This window comes from Streptomyces virginiae, assembly GCF_040638905.1.
In the GTDB taxonomy this organism is placed as follows: domain Bacteria; phylum Actinomycetota; class Actinomycetes; order Streptomycetales; family Streptomycetaceae; genus Streptomyces; species Streptomyces virginiae_B.
This window is the reverse complement of the sequence record NZ_JBEZYV010000014.1, coordinates 132,587-151,288: the sequence shown is the minus strand read 5'-3', so window position 1 is coordinate 151,288 and position 18,702 is coordinate 132,587. Positions and strand designations below refer to the sequence as shown.

16 protein-coding genes are annotated in these 18,702 nt (G+C 74.6%); 5 read left to right on the top strand and 11 right to left on the bottom strand.

Annotated elements, in window-relative coordinates:
• Nucleotides 1-191: 191 nt before the first annotated feature.
• Together AB0F82_RS21260 and AB0F82_RS21255 are read left to right on the top strand one after the other, a co-directional pair.
• Nucleotides 192-1,790 carry an RNA polymerase sigma factor gene (locus tag AB0F82_RS21260; protein WP_362629970.1) on the top strand — a complete coding sequence of 533 codons (1,599 nt, stop codon included), beginning with the start codon at nucleotides 192-194 and terminating at the stop codon, nucleotides 1,788-1,790.
• 171 nt (nucleotides 1,791-1,961) lie between these two features.
• Nucleotides 1,962-2,123, top strand: a complete 162-nt coding sequence (locus AB0F82_RS21255) for a hypothetical protein (protein WP_362629967.1) — start codon at nucleotides 1,962-1,964, stop codon at nucleotides 2,121-2,123.
• Nucleotides 2,124-2,129: 6 nt separating this feature from the next.
• Here the strand turns inward: AB0F82_RS21255 and AB0F82_RS21250 are convergent, their stop codons facing one another.
• The 6 genes from AB0F82_RS21250 to AB0F82_RS21225 form a co-directional block, all read right to left on the bottom strand.
• Nucleotides 2,130-3,947 (bottom strand): vWA domain-containing protein, encoded by a 1,818-nt coding sequence (locus tag AB0F82_RS21250; RefSeq protein WP_362629964.1) that lies wholly within the window; start codon nucleotides 3,945-3,947, stop codon nucleotides 2,130-2,132.
• Nucleotides 3,944-5,005, bottom strand: coding sequence for an ATP-binding protein (locus tag AB0F82_RS21245; protein ID WP_356811177.1), 1,062 nt, complete (start codon nucleotides 5,003-5,005; stop codon nucleotides 3,944-3,946). The genes AB0F82_RS21250 and AB0F82_RS21245 overlap by 4 nt, the downstream gene beginning before the upstream one ends.
• 99 nt (nucleotides 5,006-5,104) lie before the next feature.
• Nucleotides 5,105-5,539, bottom strand: a complete 435-nt coding sequence (locus tag AB0F82_RS21240) for an SRPBCC family protein (RefSeq protein ID WP_356811176.1) — start codon at nucleotides 5,537-5,539, stop codon at nucleotides 5,105-5,107.
• Between the two features lie 52 nt (nucleotides 5,540-5,591).
• Entirely contained in the window at nucleotides 5,592-6,968 is a 1,377-nt protein-coding gene (locus AB0F82_RS21235; protein ID WP_362629960.1) for an amino acid permease, read from the bottom strand.
• Between the two features lie 75 nt (nucleotides 6,969-7,043).
• The gene (locus AB0F82_RS21230) at nucleotides 7,044-9,209 is read right to left on the bottom strand and encodes a phage holin family protein (RefSeq protein ID WP_362629957.1); all 2,166 of its coding nucleotides are present in this window, start codon (nucleotides 9,207-9,209) and stop codon (nucleotides 7,044-7,046) included.
• A 119-nt stretch (nucleotides 9,210-9,328) separates the two neighbouring features.
• A complete protein-coding gene (locus tag AB0F82_RS21225; RefSeq protein WP_356811173.1) occupies nucleotides 9,329-9,733 on the bottom strand; it encodes a hypothetical protein in 405 nt (134 codons plus the stop codon).
• 140 nt (nucleotides 9,734-9,873) lie between these two features.
• On the opposite strand from AB0F82_RS21225, the gene AB0F82_RS21220 reads away from it, so the two are divergent.
• Nucleotides 9,874-10,650, top strand: coding sequence for an MBL fold metallo-hydrolase (locus AB0F82_RS21220; protein ID WP_362629954.1), 777 nt, complete (start codon nucleotides 9,874-9,876; stop codon nucleotides 10,648-10,650).
• 11 nt (nucleotides 10,651-10,661) lie between these two features.
• Nucleotides 10,662-11,321: a DedA family protein gene (locus AB0F82_RS21215; protein ID WP_436842125.1), complete on the top strand. Its 660-nt coding sequence runs from the start codon at nucleotides 10,662-10,664 to the stop codon at nucleotides 11,319-11,321.
• 226 nt (nucleotides 11,322-11,547) lie between these two features.
• On the opposite strand, the gene AB0F82_RS21210 is transcribed toward AB0F82_RS21215, so the two are convergent.
• The 4 genes from AB0F82_RS21210 to AB0F82_RS21195 form a co-directional block, all read right to left on the bottom strand.
• Nucleotides 11,548-12,504, bottom strand: a complete 957-nt coding sequence (locus AB0F82_RS21210; RefSeq protein WP_362630043.1) for a virginiamycin B lyase family protein — start codon at nucleotides 12,502-12,504, stop codon at nucleotides 11,548-11,550.
• Between the two features lie 265 nt (nucleotides 12,505-12,769).
• Entirely contained in the window at nucleotides 12,770-13,924 is a 1,155-nt protein-coding gene (locus AB0F82_RS21205) for an MBL fold metallo-hydrolase (RefSeq protein ID WP_362629951.1), read from the bottom strand.
• 61 nt (nucleotides 13,925-13,985) lie between these two features.
• Complete coding sequence (locus AB0F82_RS21200) at nucleotides 13,986-15,203, bottom strand: aminotransferase class I/II-fold pyridoxal phosphate-dependent enzyme (RefSeq protein ID WP_362629948.1); 1,218 nt, start codon at nucleotides 15,201-15,203, stop codon at nucleotides 13,986-13,988.
• A gap of 58 nt (nucleotides 15,204-15,261) precedes the next feature.
• A complete protein-coding gene (locus AB0F82_RS21195; protein WP_362630040.1) occupies nucleotides 15,262-15,645 on the bottom strand; it encodes a maleylpyruvate isomerase N-terminal domain-containing protein in 384 nt (127 codons plus the stop codon).
• Between the two features lie 75 nt (nucleotides 15,646-15,720).
• Here AB0F82_RS21195 and AB0F82_RS21190 point away from each other — a divergent pair, with 75 nt between their 5' ends.
• Nucleotides 15,721-16,563: a methyltransferase domain-containing protein gene (locus tag AB0F82_RS21190; RefSeq protein WP_362629945.1), complete on the top strand. Its 843-nt coding sequence runs from the start codon at nucleotides 15,721-15,723 to the stop codon at nucleotides 16,561-16,563.
• 142 nt (nucleotides 16,564-16,705) lie between these two features.
• Here the strand turns inward: AB0F82_RS21190 and AB0F82_RS21185 are convergent, their stop codons facing one another.
• Nucleotides 16,706-18,676, bottom strand: a complete 1,971-nt coding sequence (locus tag AB0F82_RS21185; protein WP_362629942.1) for a DUF5107 domain-containing protein — start codon at nucleotides 18,674-18,676, stop codon at nucleotides 16,706-16,708.
• Between the last annotated feature and the right edge of the window lie 26 nt (nucleotides 18,677-18,702).

Sequence of the window (18,702 nt, the reverse complement as noted above, 5' to 3'; positions counted from 1 at the left end):
CGGATCCGGTTGCCCGGCCCCAGCGTGGCGCAGGTCACTCAATTCAGCGCGTAACGAATCGACTCGGGCATGCGATGAACCGACAGGTGTCCTCGCGCGGCCCGGAATACAGACCCCCCTCGGGTCTGTTTCCCGAGTTCGCGCGATGATGTCCCGCCCACCCCTTATCTGTTCGCAACGAGAGGCTCCTTGTGTCGCTCAGCCCGTCCCGTACGTTCCCTCCGGAGATCGCCGAATCCGAGGCCCTGGTAGCGCTCGTCGAGCGCGGCCGCGAGCAGGGTCACATCAACGGTGACGACGTGCGCCAGGCCTTCGAGGCCGGCCGCATCCCGGTGGACCAGTGGAAGCGGGTCCTGCGCAGCCTGAACCAGGTCCTCGACGAGGAGGGTGTCGCCCTTCACGTGAGCGCGGCCCCCGCCACCAAGGCTGCCGCGAAGAAGCCCCGCAAGGCTGCCGCCGCCCCCGCCCGCACCGTCGCCAAGAAGGCCGCCGCCGCGCCCCGCCCCATCGGTGCGCGCAAGACCGCGGCCACCGCCGCGGCGCCCGCGGTCACGTCCACGGCTTCGGCGATATCCGCTCCGTCGGCCTCCGCGGCCGCGGAGGCGGCGCCGGCCGAGGCCGCCGCCGAGCCGAAGAAGCGCACGGTCAAGAAGACCGCCGCCAAGAAGACCGCCGTGAAGAAGACCGCCGCGGCGAAGAAGGCCGGCGCCAAGGACGCCGACGAGGGTGAGACCCCGGCCGTCGAGGGCGAGGACTGGGCGGCCGAGGACCTCGTCGACGACGCCGAGGAGGAGACCCCCAAGCCCGGCGGCACCCAGGGCTTCGTCCTGTCCGACGACGACGAGGACGACGCCCCGGCGCAGACGGTCATGGTGGCCGGCGCCACCGCCGACCCGGTCAAGGACTACCTCAAGCTCATCGGCAAGGTGCCGCTCCTCAACGCCGAGCAGGAGGTCGAGCTCGCCAAGCGCATCGAGGCCGGTCTCTTCTCCGAGTACAAGCTCGAAGAGGAGGAGGACCACAAGCCCGCCTTCAAGCGCGAGCTGGAGATCCTCGTCGAGGACGGCCGCCGTGCGAAGAACCACCTGCTGGAGGCCAACCTCCGTCTCGTGGTCTCCCTCGCCAAGCGCTACACCGGCCGCGGCATGCTCTTCCTGGACCTGATCCAGGAGGGCAACGTCGGCCTGATCCGCGCCGTGGAGAAGTTCGACTACACCAAGGGCTTCAAGTTCTCCACGTATGCGACGTGGTGGATCCGCCAGGCGATCACCCGCGCCATGGCCGACCAGTCGCGCACGATCCGCATCCCCGTGCACATGGTCGAGATCATCAACAAGCTCGCCCGCGTGCAGCGCCAGATGCTCCAGGACCTGGGCCGTGAGCCCACCCCGGAGGAGCTGGGCAAGGAACTCGACATGACCCCCGAGAAGGTCATCGAGGTCCAGAAGTACGGCCGCGAGCCGATCTCCCTGCACACCCCGCTGGGTGAGGAGGGCGACAGCGAGTTCGGTGACCTCATCGAGGACTCCGAGGCGGTCGTGCCCGCGGACGCGGTCTCCTTCACGTTCCTCCAGGAGCAGCTCCAGTCGATCCTGGGCACGCTCTCGGAGCGCGAGGCGGGCGTGGTCTCCATGCGCTACGGCCTCAACGACGGCCAGCCGAAGACCCTCGACGAGATCGGCCGCGTGTACGGGGTCACCCGTGAGCGCATCCGCCAGATCGAGTCGAAGACCATGTCGAAGCTGCGCCACCCGTCGCGTTCGCAGGTCCTGCGCGACTACCTCGACTGAGCCGGCTCCCGCACGACGCCCCCGCTCCGCCACCCCGCGGTGCGGGGGCGTCGTCGTCACGGGCCGCGTGCCCCCTCCGGACGTGCCCGGGAGGCGCGTCGGCGCGACCACGGGCTGAACGGGCCGCCTCCGGGGCGCCCCGTCCGACCCTCCCGACCAGGAGGTCCGCCGATGACCGACCGCCCTGTGCCACCTGCCCCGCAGTGGGGCCCACGGCCCGAGGACCCCTCGGGCACCTCCGGCACCTGGCGGACCCCGCCGACCGCGGCGGTGGACGTGATCCTCGGCATCACCTACGCCGTCTACCGGCTCGGCGGCAGGCAGCGGTCGTGACGCGCGTCAGGACAGCCGGAAGACCGGGCCGCGCGGGGTGAAGGGGAGGCAGGCGCCCCGGGGGACCAGGAAGGCGTGTTCGCGGCGGATGCGGAGGGTGTCGCACCAGCCGTCCGTGATCACCAGCAGCGGCGCTCCGGGCGGGAAGTCCGCGGCCCGCTGGAGCAGGTCGATGCCCGGCTGGAGGACGGTTCCGCCGCGGCCGCGGACCCGCACGCGGCCCGCGATCTCGGTCGGAGCGACGTAGCCCGCGTCGTAGGCCGCCGCGTCGCAGAACACCACGCGCGCCGCCGGGACGTCGCGGGCCCCGGCGTACGAGGCGATCGCGCCCAGCGCCTTGCCGAGCAGGGTGGCGTTCATCGACCCGGAGGTGTCGAGGACCACGCCGAAGGTGCAGCGGGCGGTCTCCTCGGGCGGGAAGTACCGGCCCGCGCGCGGGATGTCCGGGGTGGAGGCCTGGCGGCGCGCCGGGCGGGCGTAGGACCGGACGGGCTGCGGCCTCGGCACGTACTCGTCGAACCAGCGGGCGAGGCGGGCGTCCCACGGCACCGGCGGGTGGGCCAGGGCCCGGATCTCCTGGACCAGCCCGGCGGGCAGCAGCCCGCGCCCGCCGCGCACGTGCAGGTCGAAGCCCTGGACGAGGCCGCGCCGGTAGAACTCGTCGAGGTCCGTGTACGGGCGCCCCGCGCCGTGGGCGAGCGGCTCGCCCAGGATGTCCCCGGCGCCCCGGCCGCGCAGGGTGGCCAGGCGCCGCATCCGGCGCAGGTCGGTCGTGATCCGGTCGTACACCTCCTCGACGGACAGCCCGCGCAGCGCCGGGTCGTGCAGCAGCCCTTCGGGCATGCTCCCGATCCGCATCTCCACCAGCCAGTCGTTGACGACGTAGTCGGCGGCGACGTTGTGCAGGAACGGATCGCGGGGGCCGCGGCGCTCGCCGTGGCGCAGGGCGGCGTGCAGCATCTCGTGGGCCAGGATGAACCGCCACTCGTCGTCGTCGAAGGTGCGCAGCGGGTTGATGTAGATCTCCCCGGCGGTGGCGCTGACGGCGGCGATGGAGATGTCCTGCGCGCGGGCCAGCTCGGCGTCGGCGACGACGGTCAGGCCGGCGGCGAGCCCGCCCAGCAGCGGGTACGAGGACACGAACCAGTTCAGGGCCCGGTCCCAGGGGCGCTGTTCGAGGCGTTCGCCGGTGGTCCGGTCGCGGCGGCCGCCGGCCACGTCCATGGCGGCGGAGACGCTGCGGGTCAGGGCGGCGGCGAAGGCGGTCTGCCAGTCGGGGACGGTGGTGTCCCAGGTCCGCCAGGGCACCAGGACCTGGTCGGGGTGGCCGCCCGCCGTGCCGCAGTGCTCGTAGGCGGCCGGGATGCCGTCGCGGCGCCAGCGGGCGGCGAGCTCGTCCTCGTCGCCGCCGGGGTACGCGGCGGGCAGGTGGTCCGGGGCGCGGCCGACCGGGAAGGTCAGCAGGAAGCGGTTGACGACCGTGCAGCGGGCGGCGAGGTCGAAGCGGTCCGGCTGGGGCCGGTCCTCGTCCTTGGCGGCCGGAACGTGGCCGAAGCCGAGGTGCAGCAGGGCGTGGGCGATCGCCCACGCCCACTCGCGGGGTTCGGCCCGCCGGGTGGGGTGGACGTGCACGACGCCGTTGGAGGACACGGCGGCCAGCCCCGCGGCCGGGGACTGCGGGCAGCCGGCCTCGCGGCAGACCTTGCCGTGGAGGGCTCCGAGGGCCGGGTTCTGCTGGACCAGGGCCATGCCCTCGGCGAAGGCCTGGGTGGCCGGGTCGGGCTTGGCGGCGGCCTTCGCGCGTGCCTTTCCGCTCCGGCTCACCGGCGGGCCTCGACCAGCCGCGGCATGTCGCGGGCGGCCTCGATCAGGAACCAGCCGGGCAGTACGGGCCGGCCGTCGGCGTCATCGGCTATGACGGTCTGGGCTACTTCGACGGAGATCTCGGCGAGCTGGACGAGCAGCGACTTGAAGCGGTGAGTGTGCTGGCGCAGCGCGGGCGAGACGTGCTCCTTCTGCGCGGGGAGCTCCTTGAGCAGGCGGCCCCGGAAGGCCTCCGCAAGGTAGTAGAGCAGGTCGCGGTCCTGGAGCCGGGCCGGCCAGGAGGCGTCGCCCTTCAGGATGGCCTCGATGCCGAAGGTGTGGCGGACGATCTTGGCGTAGCCGCAGAAGGAGACGGCGTGCGCGGGGGTGAGGGTGCCGTGCGCGACCACCTTGAGGGTCTGCTCGTCGAGTTCCGCGCCGAAGGAGTGCAGGGCGTCGGAGAGCATGTGCCAGGAGCGCGGGGTGGAGAAGGGCTCCTCGGTCTTGGGCGGCTGCGACCAGAGGTGGTCGGGGCGGTCGGTGAGGTAGTCGGTGACCCACGGGTGGACGCCGTGCTCGCCGGCCCACACCAGCCAGTCCTGTGCGGACGCCCGGAGGTGGACGTGGGTGAGGCGGTTGACCAGCGCGGAGGCGATGGGCCGGGCCAGCGCGTTGTCCGTGGCGCGGTTGCCGGCTCCGATCACGATGGAGCCCGCGGGCAGTTCGTAGGAGCCGATCCGGCGGTCGAGAATCAGCGAGTAGAAGGCCTTCTGGACGTCCGGGCTCGCGGCGTTGAGCTCGTCGAGGAAAAGGCAGTACGGCTCGTCTCGGGCGATGGCCTCGGGCGGGCAGAACACGGAGCGGCCGTCGCGGATCTGCGGTACGCCGATCAGGTCCTCGGGGGCGAGCTGCGTGCCGAGGAGGCTGACGCATTCCAGGCCGAGGGAGTCGGCGAACTTCCGCACGAGCGAGGACTTCCCGATACCGGGCGCCCCCCAGAGGAAGACGGGCCGCACGGTGGCGAGGCCGAGCAGCAGTTCGGGGATCTGGGCGGGGGTGACGGTGACGGCAGCCTGCACGGGCGGGGACGTCCTTCGGGTGGGGCGGTGTGTGGTGCGGCCAGTCTGGCCACACCGCACACCGTGCGGCATCCGGTTTTCCCCGGGCGCCCGCCCGGTTCAGGTTTCGAGCCGGTGCTTGAGCTTCTCCTCGTTCAGCGGCATCTCCTTGCGCGCGTACGGCTTCACGACGAGCGGCACGAGGACCCTGCCTATGCCGTGGCCCTCGAAGTCGAGGCTCAGGGTGAGCCGGGAGCGCGCCCCGTCGGCCAGGGGCTCGACGGTGCCGCGGACGTCGCCGCGGACCGGTCCGTCGATGCCATGGAGGTGCCAGGTTCTGGGCGGGTCGTACTCGGTGACTTCCATGGTCGTCGGGAACTCGCGGCGGCCGATCCGCCGCCGTACGGCGATGAGCGAGCCGACGGCCGGGTGTTCGCCGCCCCGGACGGACACGGCGCTCTTCTGCCATTCCGGCAGGTGGGAGGCGTCCGACAGGTAGGCGAAGACCTCTTCGGGACTCCGGTCGATTTCGATGCTTTCCCTGATCGCGGACATGGCGACCCCTTCATGCCCCCCAAGGCACTGTCCTTCCACGCTACCGCGCAGGTCAGGCGGCTGTCCGCTGCCTGCGCGCGGCCATCACGGCGTAGACGGCGACGCCCGCGAAGAGGAAGAGCACGCCCTGGTAGACGGCGGCGTATCCGGAGCCGGCCACCAGCCACATGGAGAAGCCGAAGGCGAGGACGGCGAGGGCGCCGTCGCGGGCCAGGCGGCCCCGGTGGACGCGCTCGCCCCGGCCGGAGAGCAGGAAGTAGATCTGCGCGGCGGTGGAGAGCAGGTAGGGGACGGTCGCGGTGAAGGTGGTGACGAGGACGAGGATCTCGAAGACGCCCTCGGAGCCGGCCGTGTAGTTGTAGACGGTCAGGGCGGAGGCCAGGGAGGTCGTGACGACGACGCCGACCACCGGGACGCCGCGCCGCTTCTTCTCGAAGGCGCGGGGGAAGAGGCCGTCCTTGGCCGCTGCGTACGGGGTCTGGGCGCTGAGCAGCGTCCAGCCGTTGAGGGCGCCCCCCATCGAGACGACGGCGGCGCAGGCGACGAGGGTGCCGCCCCAGGTCCCGCCGAACATGGCGTTGACGGCGTCGGTGAAGGGGGCTTCGGAGGCGACCAGCTCCTCGTGGGCGACGAGTCCGAAGACGGAGAGGGTGCCGAGCAGGTAGACGACGGCCGCGCCGGCGGTGCCGAGGATCGTGGCCCGGCCGACGTTGCGGGCGGGGTCGCGGACCTCCCCGGCGCTGACGGCGGCCGACTCCACGCCGAGGTAGCTGAAGAGGAGGATCGCCGCGGAGGCCGAGAGCGCGCCGGCCGGGCTCTGGCCGGTGGCCTGGAACGGGCCGAGGTTGGCCGGGTCGAAGAAGAACAGACCGCCCACGGCGACCAGCATCAGCGGGGCGAACTTCAATACGGTGGCGACGAGTTGGACGACACCCACGTAGCGGGTGCCGGCCAGGTTGGCGAGCGCGGGGAGCCACTGCATGGCCAGGGCCGCCAGGCACATCGACCACTTGTGGGCGCCGATGGCCGGGAAGAGGACGCAGAGGTAGCCGACCGACGCGACGGCGAGGGCCGCGTTCGACACCCAGGAGGTTATCCAGTAGCTCCAGGCGGCGAGGAAGCCGGCGAAGTCACCGAAGGCGGCGCGGGCGTAGACGTACGGGCCGCCGGTCTGCGGGTGGCGGCGGGCGAGGCGGCCGAAGACGAGCGCGAGGGCGACGGCCCCGAGCGTGAGCACCGCGAACGCGAGGAGGCTGATGGTGCCGAAGGGCGCGACCGAGGCCGGGAGGAGGAAGATCCCGCCGCCGATGATGTTGCCCATGACCAGGCAGGTCGCGATGGGGAGTCCGAAGCGTCGGGCATGGGGGTCGCGGCCCGGCTCTTCGGGGGGTGCGGTGGCCTCGGCGGGCAGGGCTGCGGTGCTGGTCATCGGTGGTGCGCCTCGGGTCGTCTCACATGGTGGGCGGGTCGACACATGGTCGGCCACCGTGCGGGTCGTACCAAATCAGCGGGTTTCGTCCCGCGCGGGCGACCCCTCGGAAGGAAGGATTCCGCCGAGGTGGCCGTCCGGCGGTGAATTCTGCGGCACCGCTCGCGCAGGCCGCTCGCCGACCGCCCGGACGCTCTCCTGCGCCCATCGGCCCGTCGGCGCCGCCACCGGTACCTGTGGGCCGTCCGCCTCCCTGAGCCAGCGCCGCAGTACGCCGTGCACCGACTCCGCGCCGACCAGCTCCGCGCCAGGGTCCGACAGCTCCGCGGGCCACATCAGGAAGGGGCGCCCCTGCTCCCCGCCCAGGCCGCCGTGCGAGCCGATCTGCTCCTCGAAGGCGTGCACCGCGCCCGTGTCCGGGTCGTACGCCGAGTTCACCATGATGTCGGCCACGTGTGGGAAGGCGTCGGTCCGGCGTACGGCCTCTGCCGCGCCGGGGCCGAAGGCGGCGAGGAGCTCCTCCGCCTCGCCGGGCACGTCCAGCCGGGCCTGCGCCCCGTCCGGTCCCAGCACCACCCCGTCCACCAGCAGGAAGCCCACACCGGGGTGGTTCGCCAGGGTGGCCAGCAGCGCGGGGTGCGCGCGCTCGATACGGGCCCGCGAGGCCCGGCCAGGGACGTCGGGGAAGGAGATCAGGGCGAGGTTGCCCGAGGCCAGCACCACCGGGTCGGAGCCCGGCCCGGGGTGGGCCTCCTCGTCCTCCTCCACCGGCCGGTGAAGCGCCGCGAGGACCGCGGCGCGGGCCTCGGCCCCGCTGTGGGTGCGGCCGGCCCTGCGGGAGACGGGCAGTCCGCAGCCGGCACGCACCAGGTCCTTGAGGCTCAGCCCGTACCGCGCCAGGAAGGTCTCCCCCGGGCTCTGGCCGTGGTCGGACAGCAGCACGATCCGGTACGGGCGGGGCGCGTGCTCGGCGACCCGGGCGATCAGCGCGAGGCTGCGGTCGAGGCGTTCCAGCACCTGGTCGGTGTCCCGGCCGCGCGGGCCCGAGTGGTGCGCGACCTCGTCGTAGGCGACGAGGTCGGCGTAGACCACGGTGCGCCCGGCGAGCATGTCGCCGATCACCGCCGCCACGACCACGTCCCGTTCGACCACGGTCGCGAAGGCCCGGATCAGCGGGTAGAGCCCGCCGCGCGACACCCGCGGCCGGTCGCCGCGGATCCGCGCCCGCAGGGACTGGACGATCTCCCGGGCCGCGTCGGAGACGAAGGACAGGGCGGTGCGGACGGCGTTGGCCGGATCGGAGAAGTACGCGAAGTATCCGGCGCGGGACCGGTTGGCCCGGCCCCGCCGCGCCGACACCGAGAGCACGAGCGCCAGCTGGTCCGCGCCGCCGCTGAAGAGGTTGCCGCGGCTGGCCCCGTCGAGGGTGAGCAGTCCGCCGTCCCCGGTGCGTTCGACGGCCCGGCGCTGGAGTTCCGCGGCGCTGGTGGGCCGGTTGCAGACCACCACCTCGCCGGTCTCCTTCTCGTACCAGCGAAAGGCGGGCACGTCGAAGGTGGAGCCGTGCAGGATGCCGAGCTGGCTGGCGCCGGTCTGGCTGGACCAGTCCGTGCGCCAGGGCGTGACCCGGTGGCCGTGCTCAAGCCAGCCGGCGACGGTGGGCATCAGCGCGCTGTTGCAGGCCTCGCGCAGCACCTCGTACCCGACCCCGTCGAGTTGGACGACCACCAGCCCCGGCGCGGGCGCCCCGGCCCGGGGCGCGGCCCCGCGGCCCTGTCGCCGGCGGCGGCGGTCGGCGAGCCGGTAGAGCCGGCGCCGGTACGCCTCGTCGTCGCGCACCGCGAGCGCGGTGGAGGCCGCCGAAGCCACCGCGGACATCACGGCGGCCACGACGACCGCGGTCTCGGGGGCCGCCTCGCCCCGCCCGTCGGGGATGAGCCTGAGCGCGATCAGCAGGAGCGAGCCGTTCAGGAAGAAGACGAGCAGCCCGAGCACGAGGGCCGGCACGAGCAGCAGGGCCCGCACGACCACGGGCCAGACCAGGGCGCCCAGCAGGCCGAAGGCGCCGGCGCCCCAGGCCGCGGTGAGGCCGATCTGCGTGATGCTGTCGCCGTCGTCGGACTGGAGCCGGAAGTCCGGCAGGATCCCGGCCAGGGCCAGCATCGTGAGGGTCGACACCGCCCAGACGAGGAGCACCCGCACCAGGGCGTTGCCCGTGGTCCGCCACCTTCGTCGCCGCACCGCGCCACCCCCTGGGTCGTCTCCGCCTCCAGGCTCGCACAGCGGCGGCGGCCCGGCCGGGCGACGGGACGGGCCGGATACGGGGCGGGCGTGAACGGGCGTGAGCGGTGGGGCGGCGGTCAGGTGCCGTCGTAGCCGGCGGTGGGCATGGACAGCCGCCGGTGCACCTCGGCCTTCATCTCGGAGGTGTAGCGGGGCTCTTCGTCCCCGGCGGTCTCCAGGCGTACGCCGCGCCGCTCGCACTCGGCGGTGAACTCCTCGACGCAGCTCAGGGCGCGGGCCAGCACCCGCCGGTTGGCGGCGACGAAGAGATCGACCCGCGCGGCGTGGATGTCGGACCAGAATCCGCAGTGGTCCGCGCGGAGCCCGTAGACGAGCAGCTGCTTGGTCACGACGTAGCCGCGGTCGGCCGCCCAGCGCGCGCACACGGCGTACTGGCCGCGGGTGTCCACGGCGAAGGGGTCGGCGTCCAGATCTTCGAGCGGGGCCAGGCTGGCGATCGCGGCCACGCGCAACTCTTCCATGCCGCCGGACCCTACTCCGATCCGCCGCCCGGGAGGAGGGGATGCGGGCTTCCGGTTCCGAAGCGGTGGCGGGAGCCTCCGGCCCGGCATGATGGGTGGAACGGTCCGAGCTGCTGGGACGGCGAGGGAGGGAGGGCCTGGTGCCGGTGGAGATCACCTGGTGGGGCCATGCGGCGTGCACCGTCGAGGATTCCGGGGTGCGGCTGCTGACGGACCCGCTGTTCACGCGGCGGCTCGCGCACCTGCGGCGGCGCCGCGGGGCGCTCCCGCCGCCCGAGGCGGCGGTGGCGGACGTGGTGCTGGTGTCGCACCTGCACGCGGACCATCTGCACCTGCCGTCGCTGGGTCGGCTCGCACCCGGGACCCGGCTCCTGGTGCCCCGCGGGGCGCGGCGGGCGGTCCCGGGACTGGCCCGGCTCGCGGGGCGGCGCGGGTTGGCGGTGACGGAGACGGCGCCGGGCGAGGAGACCGACGTCGGGGAGGGCGTAGGGGTCCGGGCGGTCAGTGCCCGGCACGACGGTCGGCGGCTGCCGTTCGGGCCGCACCTCGCGCCGGCGCTCGGATACGTGGTCCAGGGCTCGGCGCGGACCTACTTCGCCGGGGACACCGGGCTGTTCGACACGATGGCCGAGGAAGTGGGGCCGGTGGACGTGGCCCTGCTGCCGGTGGGCGGCTGGGGCCCGTACCTGGGGCCCGGGCACCTGGACGCCGGGCGGGCGGCGCGGGCGCTGGCGCAGCTGGCGCCGGCGGCGGCGGTGCCGGTCCACTACGGGACGTACTGGCCGGTGGGCATGGACGCCGTGCGGCCGCACGAGTTCCACGCACCGGGCGAGGAGTTCGAGCGGCTCGCGCGGCGGCTGGCGCCGAAGGTGACCGTACGGGTACCGGCGCACGGCGAGCGGGTGCGGTTGCCGTGACGCTCCACGACCTGACGGCGGCGGCAGTGGCCGCGGCGGCCTCGGCGGCCGCGGGGACCGGCCAGGTGCCGCCGGAGACCACCCAGCAGGCAGTGGGCTACCCGGCGTTGTTCGTGCTGGTGGCGCTGGGCGCGCTGGTGCCGGTGATTCCCACCGGGGCGGTGGTGAGTTCGGCCGCGGTGGTGGCGTTCCACCACCAGTCGCCGCCGTACGGGGTGTTGCTCGTGTTCGCGGTGGCGGCGTCGGCGGCCTTCACCGGGGACCTGGCGCTGTACTGGCTCGGGCAGCGCGGGGTGCGCTCCCGGGGCGGCTCGCGGTGGCTGGAGGCTTTGCGCGACCGGGCCGCGCCCGAGCGGCTGGAGCAGGCACAGACCAAGCTGGCCGAGCACGGGGTCATGGTGCTGGTGCTCTCCCGCCTGGTCCCGGCCGGCCGGATCCCGGTGATGCTGGCCTGCCTGCTGGCGGAGCTGCCGCTGCGCCGGTTCGCCCGCGGGGACGGCCCCGCGTGCCTGGCCTGGGCCGCCACGTACTGCCTGATCGGCATCCTCGGCGGTTCGCTGTTCTCGGAGCCGTGGAAGGGCGTGGCGCTCGCGGTCGGCCTGACGCTGCTGATCAGCGTCGGCCCTGCGGCCTGGCGCCGCCTGCGCCCGGGACCGCAGGACGCGAGCTGAGGGCTGTTCCGTCATCCCCCGGCGGGCGCACGACGACAGCTACGGCACCTCGCCGCGTTGTCGGGACGCCGGGACACGCCCGCACACGTCCGGTGTGAGGACGCCCCTCCGCCTTGCGGTGCACCGCGTCTGACGCCGTGCGCTGCTCCACAGGGGACTACGGGTCAGCCCTCGGGGCGGGTCCGGCGGGCGGGGTTGGGCCCGGTTTTGATCCGTGGGGCACCCACTAGTGGGCGCGGCCGTGCCCCGGTCGGGCGGCGGTCGGCGGGAACGCGAGGCCCGTCGGCGTGTTGAGGCCGGTGAAGGCGAGGGTGACCTGTCCGCCGCCGCTCTCCCGGACCCGCACGACACGGTTGTTGAAGCCGTCGGCCACGTACAGGCCGCCGGACCCGTCGAGCGCGAGGCCCAGCGGGGAGTTCAGGCCGGTGGTGGGCACCGTGCTCTGCGGGCCGCCGCCCGCGGGCACCTTCACGACCCGGTTGTTGCCGCTGTCCGCGATGTAGAGGTCACCGGCGGCGTTCACGGCCAGCCCGGTCGGCTGGGAGAGTCCGGTCGTCGCCACGGTGCTCTGGCCGCTCCCGTCCGCGGCCACCTTCACGACCCGGTCGTTGACGAAGTCGGAAACGTACAGGCCCCCGTCGGGCGCGATCGCCAGCCCCCAGGGGTGGAGCAGCCCAGTGGTGGGGACGGTGCTCTGGCCGCTCCCGTCCGCCGCGACCCTCACGACCCTGTCGTTGAAGCTGTCTGCGATGAAGAGGTTCCCGGCCGCGTCGACGGCGAGTCCCAGCGGGCGCGAGAGGTCCGCGGTGGCAACGACCGACTGTTCCCCGCCGTTCGGGGGCAGGACCAGCACCCTGTTGTTGCCGGTGTCGGAGACGTAGAGCCGGCCCGCGGCGTCCCAGGCCATGCCCGTCGGCCGCACGAGGCCGTCGAGGGGCACGGTGGTCTGGTCGCCGCCCTCCGCGGGCAGGGCGACCACGCGGTTGTTGCCGTAGTCCGACACGTACAGCGGCGGACCGGCGGGCGATCCCGCGTCCCCCGGCTGTGCGGCGCCCGCCGGCCCCACGGGGAGCGCGCACAGCACCAGCAGCCCCACGGCGGCGGCCAGCCGGCGGGTCCACCGGCGGGCGGCGGCGCGGCCCGCGGGGGCCGGGGGACCGATCGTTCTCGACTCGGCCGTCATGCGTTCCACGACTCACCCATCTGATCTGGACGGTCGGCCCGGTGCCGTACCCCCGCCGACCCTAGGAATGCTCGCCCGCGGGTGCGGGAGCCACGCCACGGCACGGGCCCCGGCCACTCCAATGCGCGCCGTCCGCGGGCCACGGCGCGCTGGGCATCAGGTGCGATTGCGTTCGCAGGGCCTTGCTCGGTGCGGACCGGCACGACACGTGAACCGCCAACGGGGAGCTGATCGCCATGGAGTACTCGCACGACAACGCCGGAAACTAGCCGGCGTGTCCCGCCGCACCCTCCTCGCCGGAGGCCGGATCCGGGTCGGGCTCCGGAGCGGGGCCGCGGCCGGGGTCCTGGACGGGCTCCGGATCGGGCAGGGTGCGGGAGGCTCCGACCGGGAGGTCCCAGAGGTCCTCCCGGGGAAGGCCCGCACGCGACCAGGCGGCCAGGGTCCGGTGCAGGGGCTCCATGACCGGTTCCGCGGAGAGCACGAAGGCGGCCCAGTGCATGGGGGCCATCCGCCGGGCTCCGAGGTCGAGACAGACCTGGACGGCTTCCTCGGGGTCGGCGTGCACGTCGCCGAGCCACCAGCGCGGAGCGTAGGCGCCGACGGGCAGGAGCGCGAGGTCGATGCCGGGGTGGCGGCGGCCGATCTCGCGGAACCACCGGCCGTAGCCGGTGTCCCCGGCGAAGTAGACCTTCCTCGGGACCGGGCTCAGGGTGTCGGTGAGGATCCAGCCGCCCCACAGGGACCGGCAGGTGTCGGTCAGGGACCGCTTCGACCAGTGGTGGGCGGGCACGAACTCGAAGCGTACGCCGCCCAGTTCGGCCGACTCCCACCAGTCGAGGTCGGTAACCCGGGTGAAGCCGCGGCGGCGGAACCAGCCCGCGAGGCCCGCAGGGACGAAGAGGGCAGTGTCCCGGGGCAGCCGCCTGATGGTGGGGGCGTCGAGGTGGTCGTAGTGGTTGTGGCTGATCACGACCGCGTCCACCGGCGGCAGGTCCTCCCAGCGCACCCCCACGGGCGTCATCCGGGCCGGGGTGCCGAGGATCCGCCGGGACCAGACGGGGTCGGTCAGCACCGTCAGTCCGCCGGTCCGCAGCACCCAGCTGGCGTGTCCGGCCCAGGTGACGGACACCGCGCCGGGGACCGTCGCGGGCAGCGGGCCCGGCTCGTACGGCAGGTCCGGGATGCCGCGGAGCCCTTCGGGGCCGGGCCGGAAAGCGCCCTCGCGGGCCAGCCGGGCGAAGGCGCGGACGCCGGGCAGCGGGGTGGTCAGCCGGTCGGCGAACGAGCGGGGCCAGCGGCGGTGTTCGCCGATGGGGCGCGGCGCGGACGGGCGGGGGGCCCGCGGCGCGGCCGCCGGGCGTACGGGCCCCGCGGAGGGGGCGGCCGGGGCGGGGGCGGCGTCCGTCCGGTCCGTCATCGAGAGTCTCCTTCCACCTTGGTCGCGGGGTCGGTGTGGGCCCGGGCGGCCCGCCCCGGGATCAGGCCAGCCCGGCCAGGACCGATCCGAGGAGGTCCAGGGAGCGCCGCACGTGCGGTAGTTCGAGCGGATCGCGGGCGGTGAGGGCGGCCAGCCGCTCCTCGGGCGTGGCGCCCAGCAGCGGGCCGGTGGACAACCTCACCCGCAGTGCGCCCAGTTCGTCCGCGAACCGCTGCCCGCCGGGGGTGGGCGCGCCGAGCCGGCCGCCGAGCCAGTCCTCCAGCTCCAGGGCGTCGCCGACCCCGTGCCGGGCGAGTCCGGCGCGCAGCGGGGTGAGGTCGGCGTAGAGGTGCCGCCCGGCCTGCGGCGGCCGGACCAGGGCACCCGCGGCGCGGATCTCGCGGTGCGCGGCGGCGGCCACCAGGCCGTGCAGGCGGGCGGCCGCGTACGCGCGGGCGGCGACGGCCTCGGGTTCGTGGAGGGCGTGCGCCGCCGCGCCGGCGACCGGCCCGGCGACCACCGCGCCGGTGGCGGTGAGGACGTCGAGGGTGCCGGCGCGCAGCCGGGCTCCCTGCGGGGTGGCGGGGAAGCGGACCACTGCGGCGGGCCAGCCGGCGGGCAGCAGCGAGCCGGAAAGGTCGACGAGGACGGCCGCCCGTTCGGGGAGCATCTCGGCGGGGCTGAGGACGAGGTCGTCGTGGGGCCGGTGGACGGTGTCGCGCCAGCTCTCGTCGCTGACGACGAACAGCCCGGCGGTCTCGGCGGCCTCGCACGCCTCGTGCACCAGCTCGGGCGGCGGCACGGTCGCGGTCGGGTCGTCGGCGACCGACAGCAGCAGCACCCGCGGGTCGCCGCCCTCGGCGCGCACCCGCCGTACGGTCTCCAGCAGGGCGTAGGGGTCCGGCACTCCGCCGCACTCGGCGGGGGTCGGTACGTGGTAGGCCCGCCGCCCGAGCAGCCGGACCTGCGGGGTCCACCAGGCGGGGCAGGGCCGGGGCAGCATCACGTCGCCGCCGTACGCCCCGATGAGGGCCAGGAGCAGCGCCGGGGCGCCTGGGCCCGCTGCCACGTTCTCCGGTGAGGCGGCCAGTCCGCGCCGGCCCCAGTACCGGCAGGCGGCCTCGTGCAGCGATGCCCCGCCGCCCGGGGGCTGGGGCGAGGACCGCCCGGCGGCCGCGCCGAGGACGGAGATGAGTTCGGGGAGCACGGGCAGGCCCGGCTGCGGCGTGGGCGGGCCGTAGCGGACCGGGCCGCGGCCCTGTGCCACCGTGCGCTGCATCCCCTCCACCGCTGTCCGCCTTCCGCGTTCGTCGCGCCGCACTGCGCCGACCTGACCTTTATACGATTATTTGGTCATCTATGCCCGTTGTCGGGCGCCGCACGCCAGTCACCCGCCGGGGGTCAGCCTGTGCGCACCACCCTCGCGAGCAGCCTGGTCTGCGCGTACGCGCCGCCGGCCGCGCATCCCACGCGGCGACCGGGTCGTCACCCAGAACGTCCCCGGGGAAGGCGTTGCCGAGCTCCTCCAGGGTGCGGCCCCCGGCGATCAGCGGCGGGATCCAGAGCTGCTCCCCGGTGACGTGGTTGACCAGGTCCCGCACGGTCCATTCGGTGCACGGGGTGGGCGCGGCCCACCGGTCGCCCTTGACGGCGCGCACCGCTCGCCGAGGAGGCGTTTCGACCTGCCCAGCACCCTTGCGAAACAAGCGGCATGTCCACATGTCAAAACGCATATCTCATCTGCCGAACTGATCGCTTACGGTGGCGCCAGCGCTTCGACGAGGAGGGGCAGTGCCATGGACGCCACGAACGCCGCCACCAACGCCGCCAAGGAGACCGCCGTCTACACGCACGGCCACCACGAGTCGGTCCTGCGCTCGCACCGCTGGCGCACGGCCGAGAACTCCGCCGCCTACCTGATCGGCGAGCTGCGCCCCGGAATGGCGGTGCTGGACGTCGGCTGCGGCCCGGGCACGATCACGGCGGACCTGGCGGATCTGGTCGCACCGGGCGGCCGGGTCACCGCCGTCGACGCGGCCGAGGACGTCCTGGCGCAGGCACGGGCCCACGCGGAGGAGCGCGGCCTGGGCGACGCCGTGTCCTTCGCCGTCGCGGACGTGCACGCCCTGGACTTCCCGGACGACTCCTTCGACGTGGTCCACGCCCACCAGGTGCTGCAACACGTCGGGGACCCGGTACGGGCGCTGCGCGAGATGCGGCGGGTGTGCCGGCCGGGCGGCGTCGTCGCCGCGCGCGACGCGGACTACGCGGCGATGACCTGGTACCCGGCGACGCCGGGACTGGACGCCTGGCTGGACCTGTACCGGCGGGTGGCCCGCGCCAACGGCGGGGAGCCCGACGCGGGCCGCCACCTGCGGGCCTGGGCCCGGCAGGCCGGTTTCACGGACGTGACTTCCTCGGCCAGCGCCTGGTGCTTCGCCACCCCGGAGGAGACGGCGTGGTGGTCCGCCCTGTGGGCCGACCGCACGAAGGCGTCCGCGTACGCGGACATCGCCGTCCGCGGCGGCCACGCGACGGCCGCCGAACTGGAGGCCGCCTCGAACGCCTGGCACACCTGGGGCGCCTCCCCGGACGCCTGGTTCTCGGTCCTGAACGCCGAAGTCCTCTGCCGGGCCTGACCCCGCCCGGCCCCACCGGGACGGCGCCGGCGGGGCGGACGGCTGCGGCGGCGGTGTTCTGGTTCGTGAGACGTGGCCGTCACCGGCCGATGTGGGGCGGTTTCCCGGTCCGAGAAGCAGGTTGTGCTCTGCCTCGACGGGATCAAGAGGTAGCCGGCCGCATGCGGAAGTCGTAGCGGGCCGGCAGGGGGCAGTCGGTGAGGGCCGACCAGAGTTCGGACAGGGTCTCCTCGCCCTCCCTCAGGTCCGGGAGTTCGAAACCGTCCTCGAAGACCCGGCGGGCCGCCCGTACGTGGCCCTCCGCCGCGAGCAGCCGGGCCGCCAACAGCCGGAAGCGGCCCTGTTCGCGCAGGGCCGGCCGGAGCCGGTCCCAGACGGACCGGGCCTCCTCCGGACGCCCCGCCGCCAGGAGCGCGGCCATCGCCTCCTGGCCGAGCGCCGACTCCGCCGCCGTCCACGGCTCGCCCCCGCGGCTCTCCGCCGCCAAATCCTCGAAGGCCGCCGCGAACCCGTCGGCGGCCCGCGCCACGTCGCCCGCCAGCGCGTCCGCCACCGCCAGGCACCGCAGCAGGGGCCACTGCGAGGGGGCGAGCGCCAGCCCGCGCTCCCAACTGCGCACCGCCTGGGCGGTGTCCCCCGCATGCCACTGCGCCACACCCAGGTGGTACTCCGTCAGCGGGTCCGCGGGGGCCGTCTCCAGCATGTCCCGCCAGTGCGCGGCGACCAGGCTCGGGCCCGGCGGAACCACCCGGCGCGGGGCGGGCAGGACGCCCGTGCGCCACAGTTCCAGCCAGGGCTCCTGCTCCTCGCCCAGCGTGGACTCCTCGAAGGGCGTACCCGGCAACCGGTGGCCCGCGCACAGCACTTCCAGCGCGCCCCATCCCGAGCCGGCCGCCAGCCGCTCCCCCGGCTCGGTGTCGGCGCGGCCGCGCCACGCCTCGTAGGCCGCGTCCACGCGCTCGCGCGGCAGGACGGCGTCCAGTGCGTCCTCGGCGGCGCCGCGGGCCGCCGCCCAGTCCGCGCCGTGGACCGCCGACGGCTCCGCCGACAGCGGCCCGTACGCCTCCAGCCAGCTGAACTCCGCCCCGCCCTCCAGCCGTACGTGCTCCAGCTGGGTCCGGGCCAGCCCGGCCTGGATCTCCGCATAGCCGCCCGTGCCCGGCTCGGTCAGCCACTCCTGCCAGCGCCGGCCGCCGCCGCCCGCGCCCCACACGAACAGCTTGCGGCCGCGCAGCCGGCCGGTGGAGGTCTGCACGAGGCCGTGCCCGGCGGCGTCCAGGGAGGCGATCCAGGGCCGGGCCCCGTCCGGGACCTCGTAGAAGAAGTCCGCCGGATACTCGCTGCGCAGCGGGTACGTGCGGTCCGCGGCCTCCCACTCCGGCACGGGGATCCGGCGCAGCGAGCGCTCGTACCCGAAGCGCCAGGCCTCGTCGGCGGGGGCCAGGACGCGGCTGCCCGGGTCCTCGGGGACAGCGGTGTTGGACCACCAGTACACGGGGGCGGGCCGCTCGTGCGGGTTGCGGACGCGGACGCCGACGTACAGGAACGGCAAGTCCTGCGGCAGCCACAGGTCCACCTGGAACGGCAGGTCGCGCAGCCGCTCCCACTCCCACAGCCGGACCATCACGCCGCCGTCCGGGGCCGGGACCAGCGCGGCGTGCAGAGGAGCGCAGGAGAGGGTGGTGTGGCCGGTCGCGCCGGTGTTCCACTCGATGCCGCCGGAGAACCAGGCGCCGTTCAGCGCGAAGTTCGCGGGCTGGAACACCGGGTTGCGGTAGAGCAGTTCGCGGCCGGTCGGCAGGTGGACGAGCGAATGGACGCGCCCGCCCAGGCCCGGGAGCACGGTGGCCCGCAGGTGCTCGTTCTCGATGACGACGGCCTCGAACTCCCGCTCCGTGCGCTCCCGCCGGTACCCGTCGCGGATCCGTACGGGCAGCAGGGAGCGCAGCGGCTCGTAGCCGATCTGCCGGGCCATGTCACGCGGCAGGCCGTCGCGGGAGCGCTCGTCCAGGTCGTGCACGCCGTCGGGCGCGCGCAGGGCGGGCAGCGGGTTGTCGGAGCCCAACGGGGCTGCGGGGAAGGTCAGTACGGCGCGTCGGACGGTGGTGGCCATGAGGAAATGGAACACGCCATGGCGGC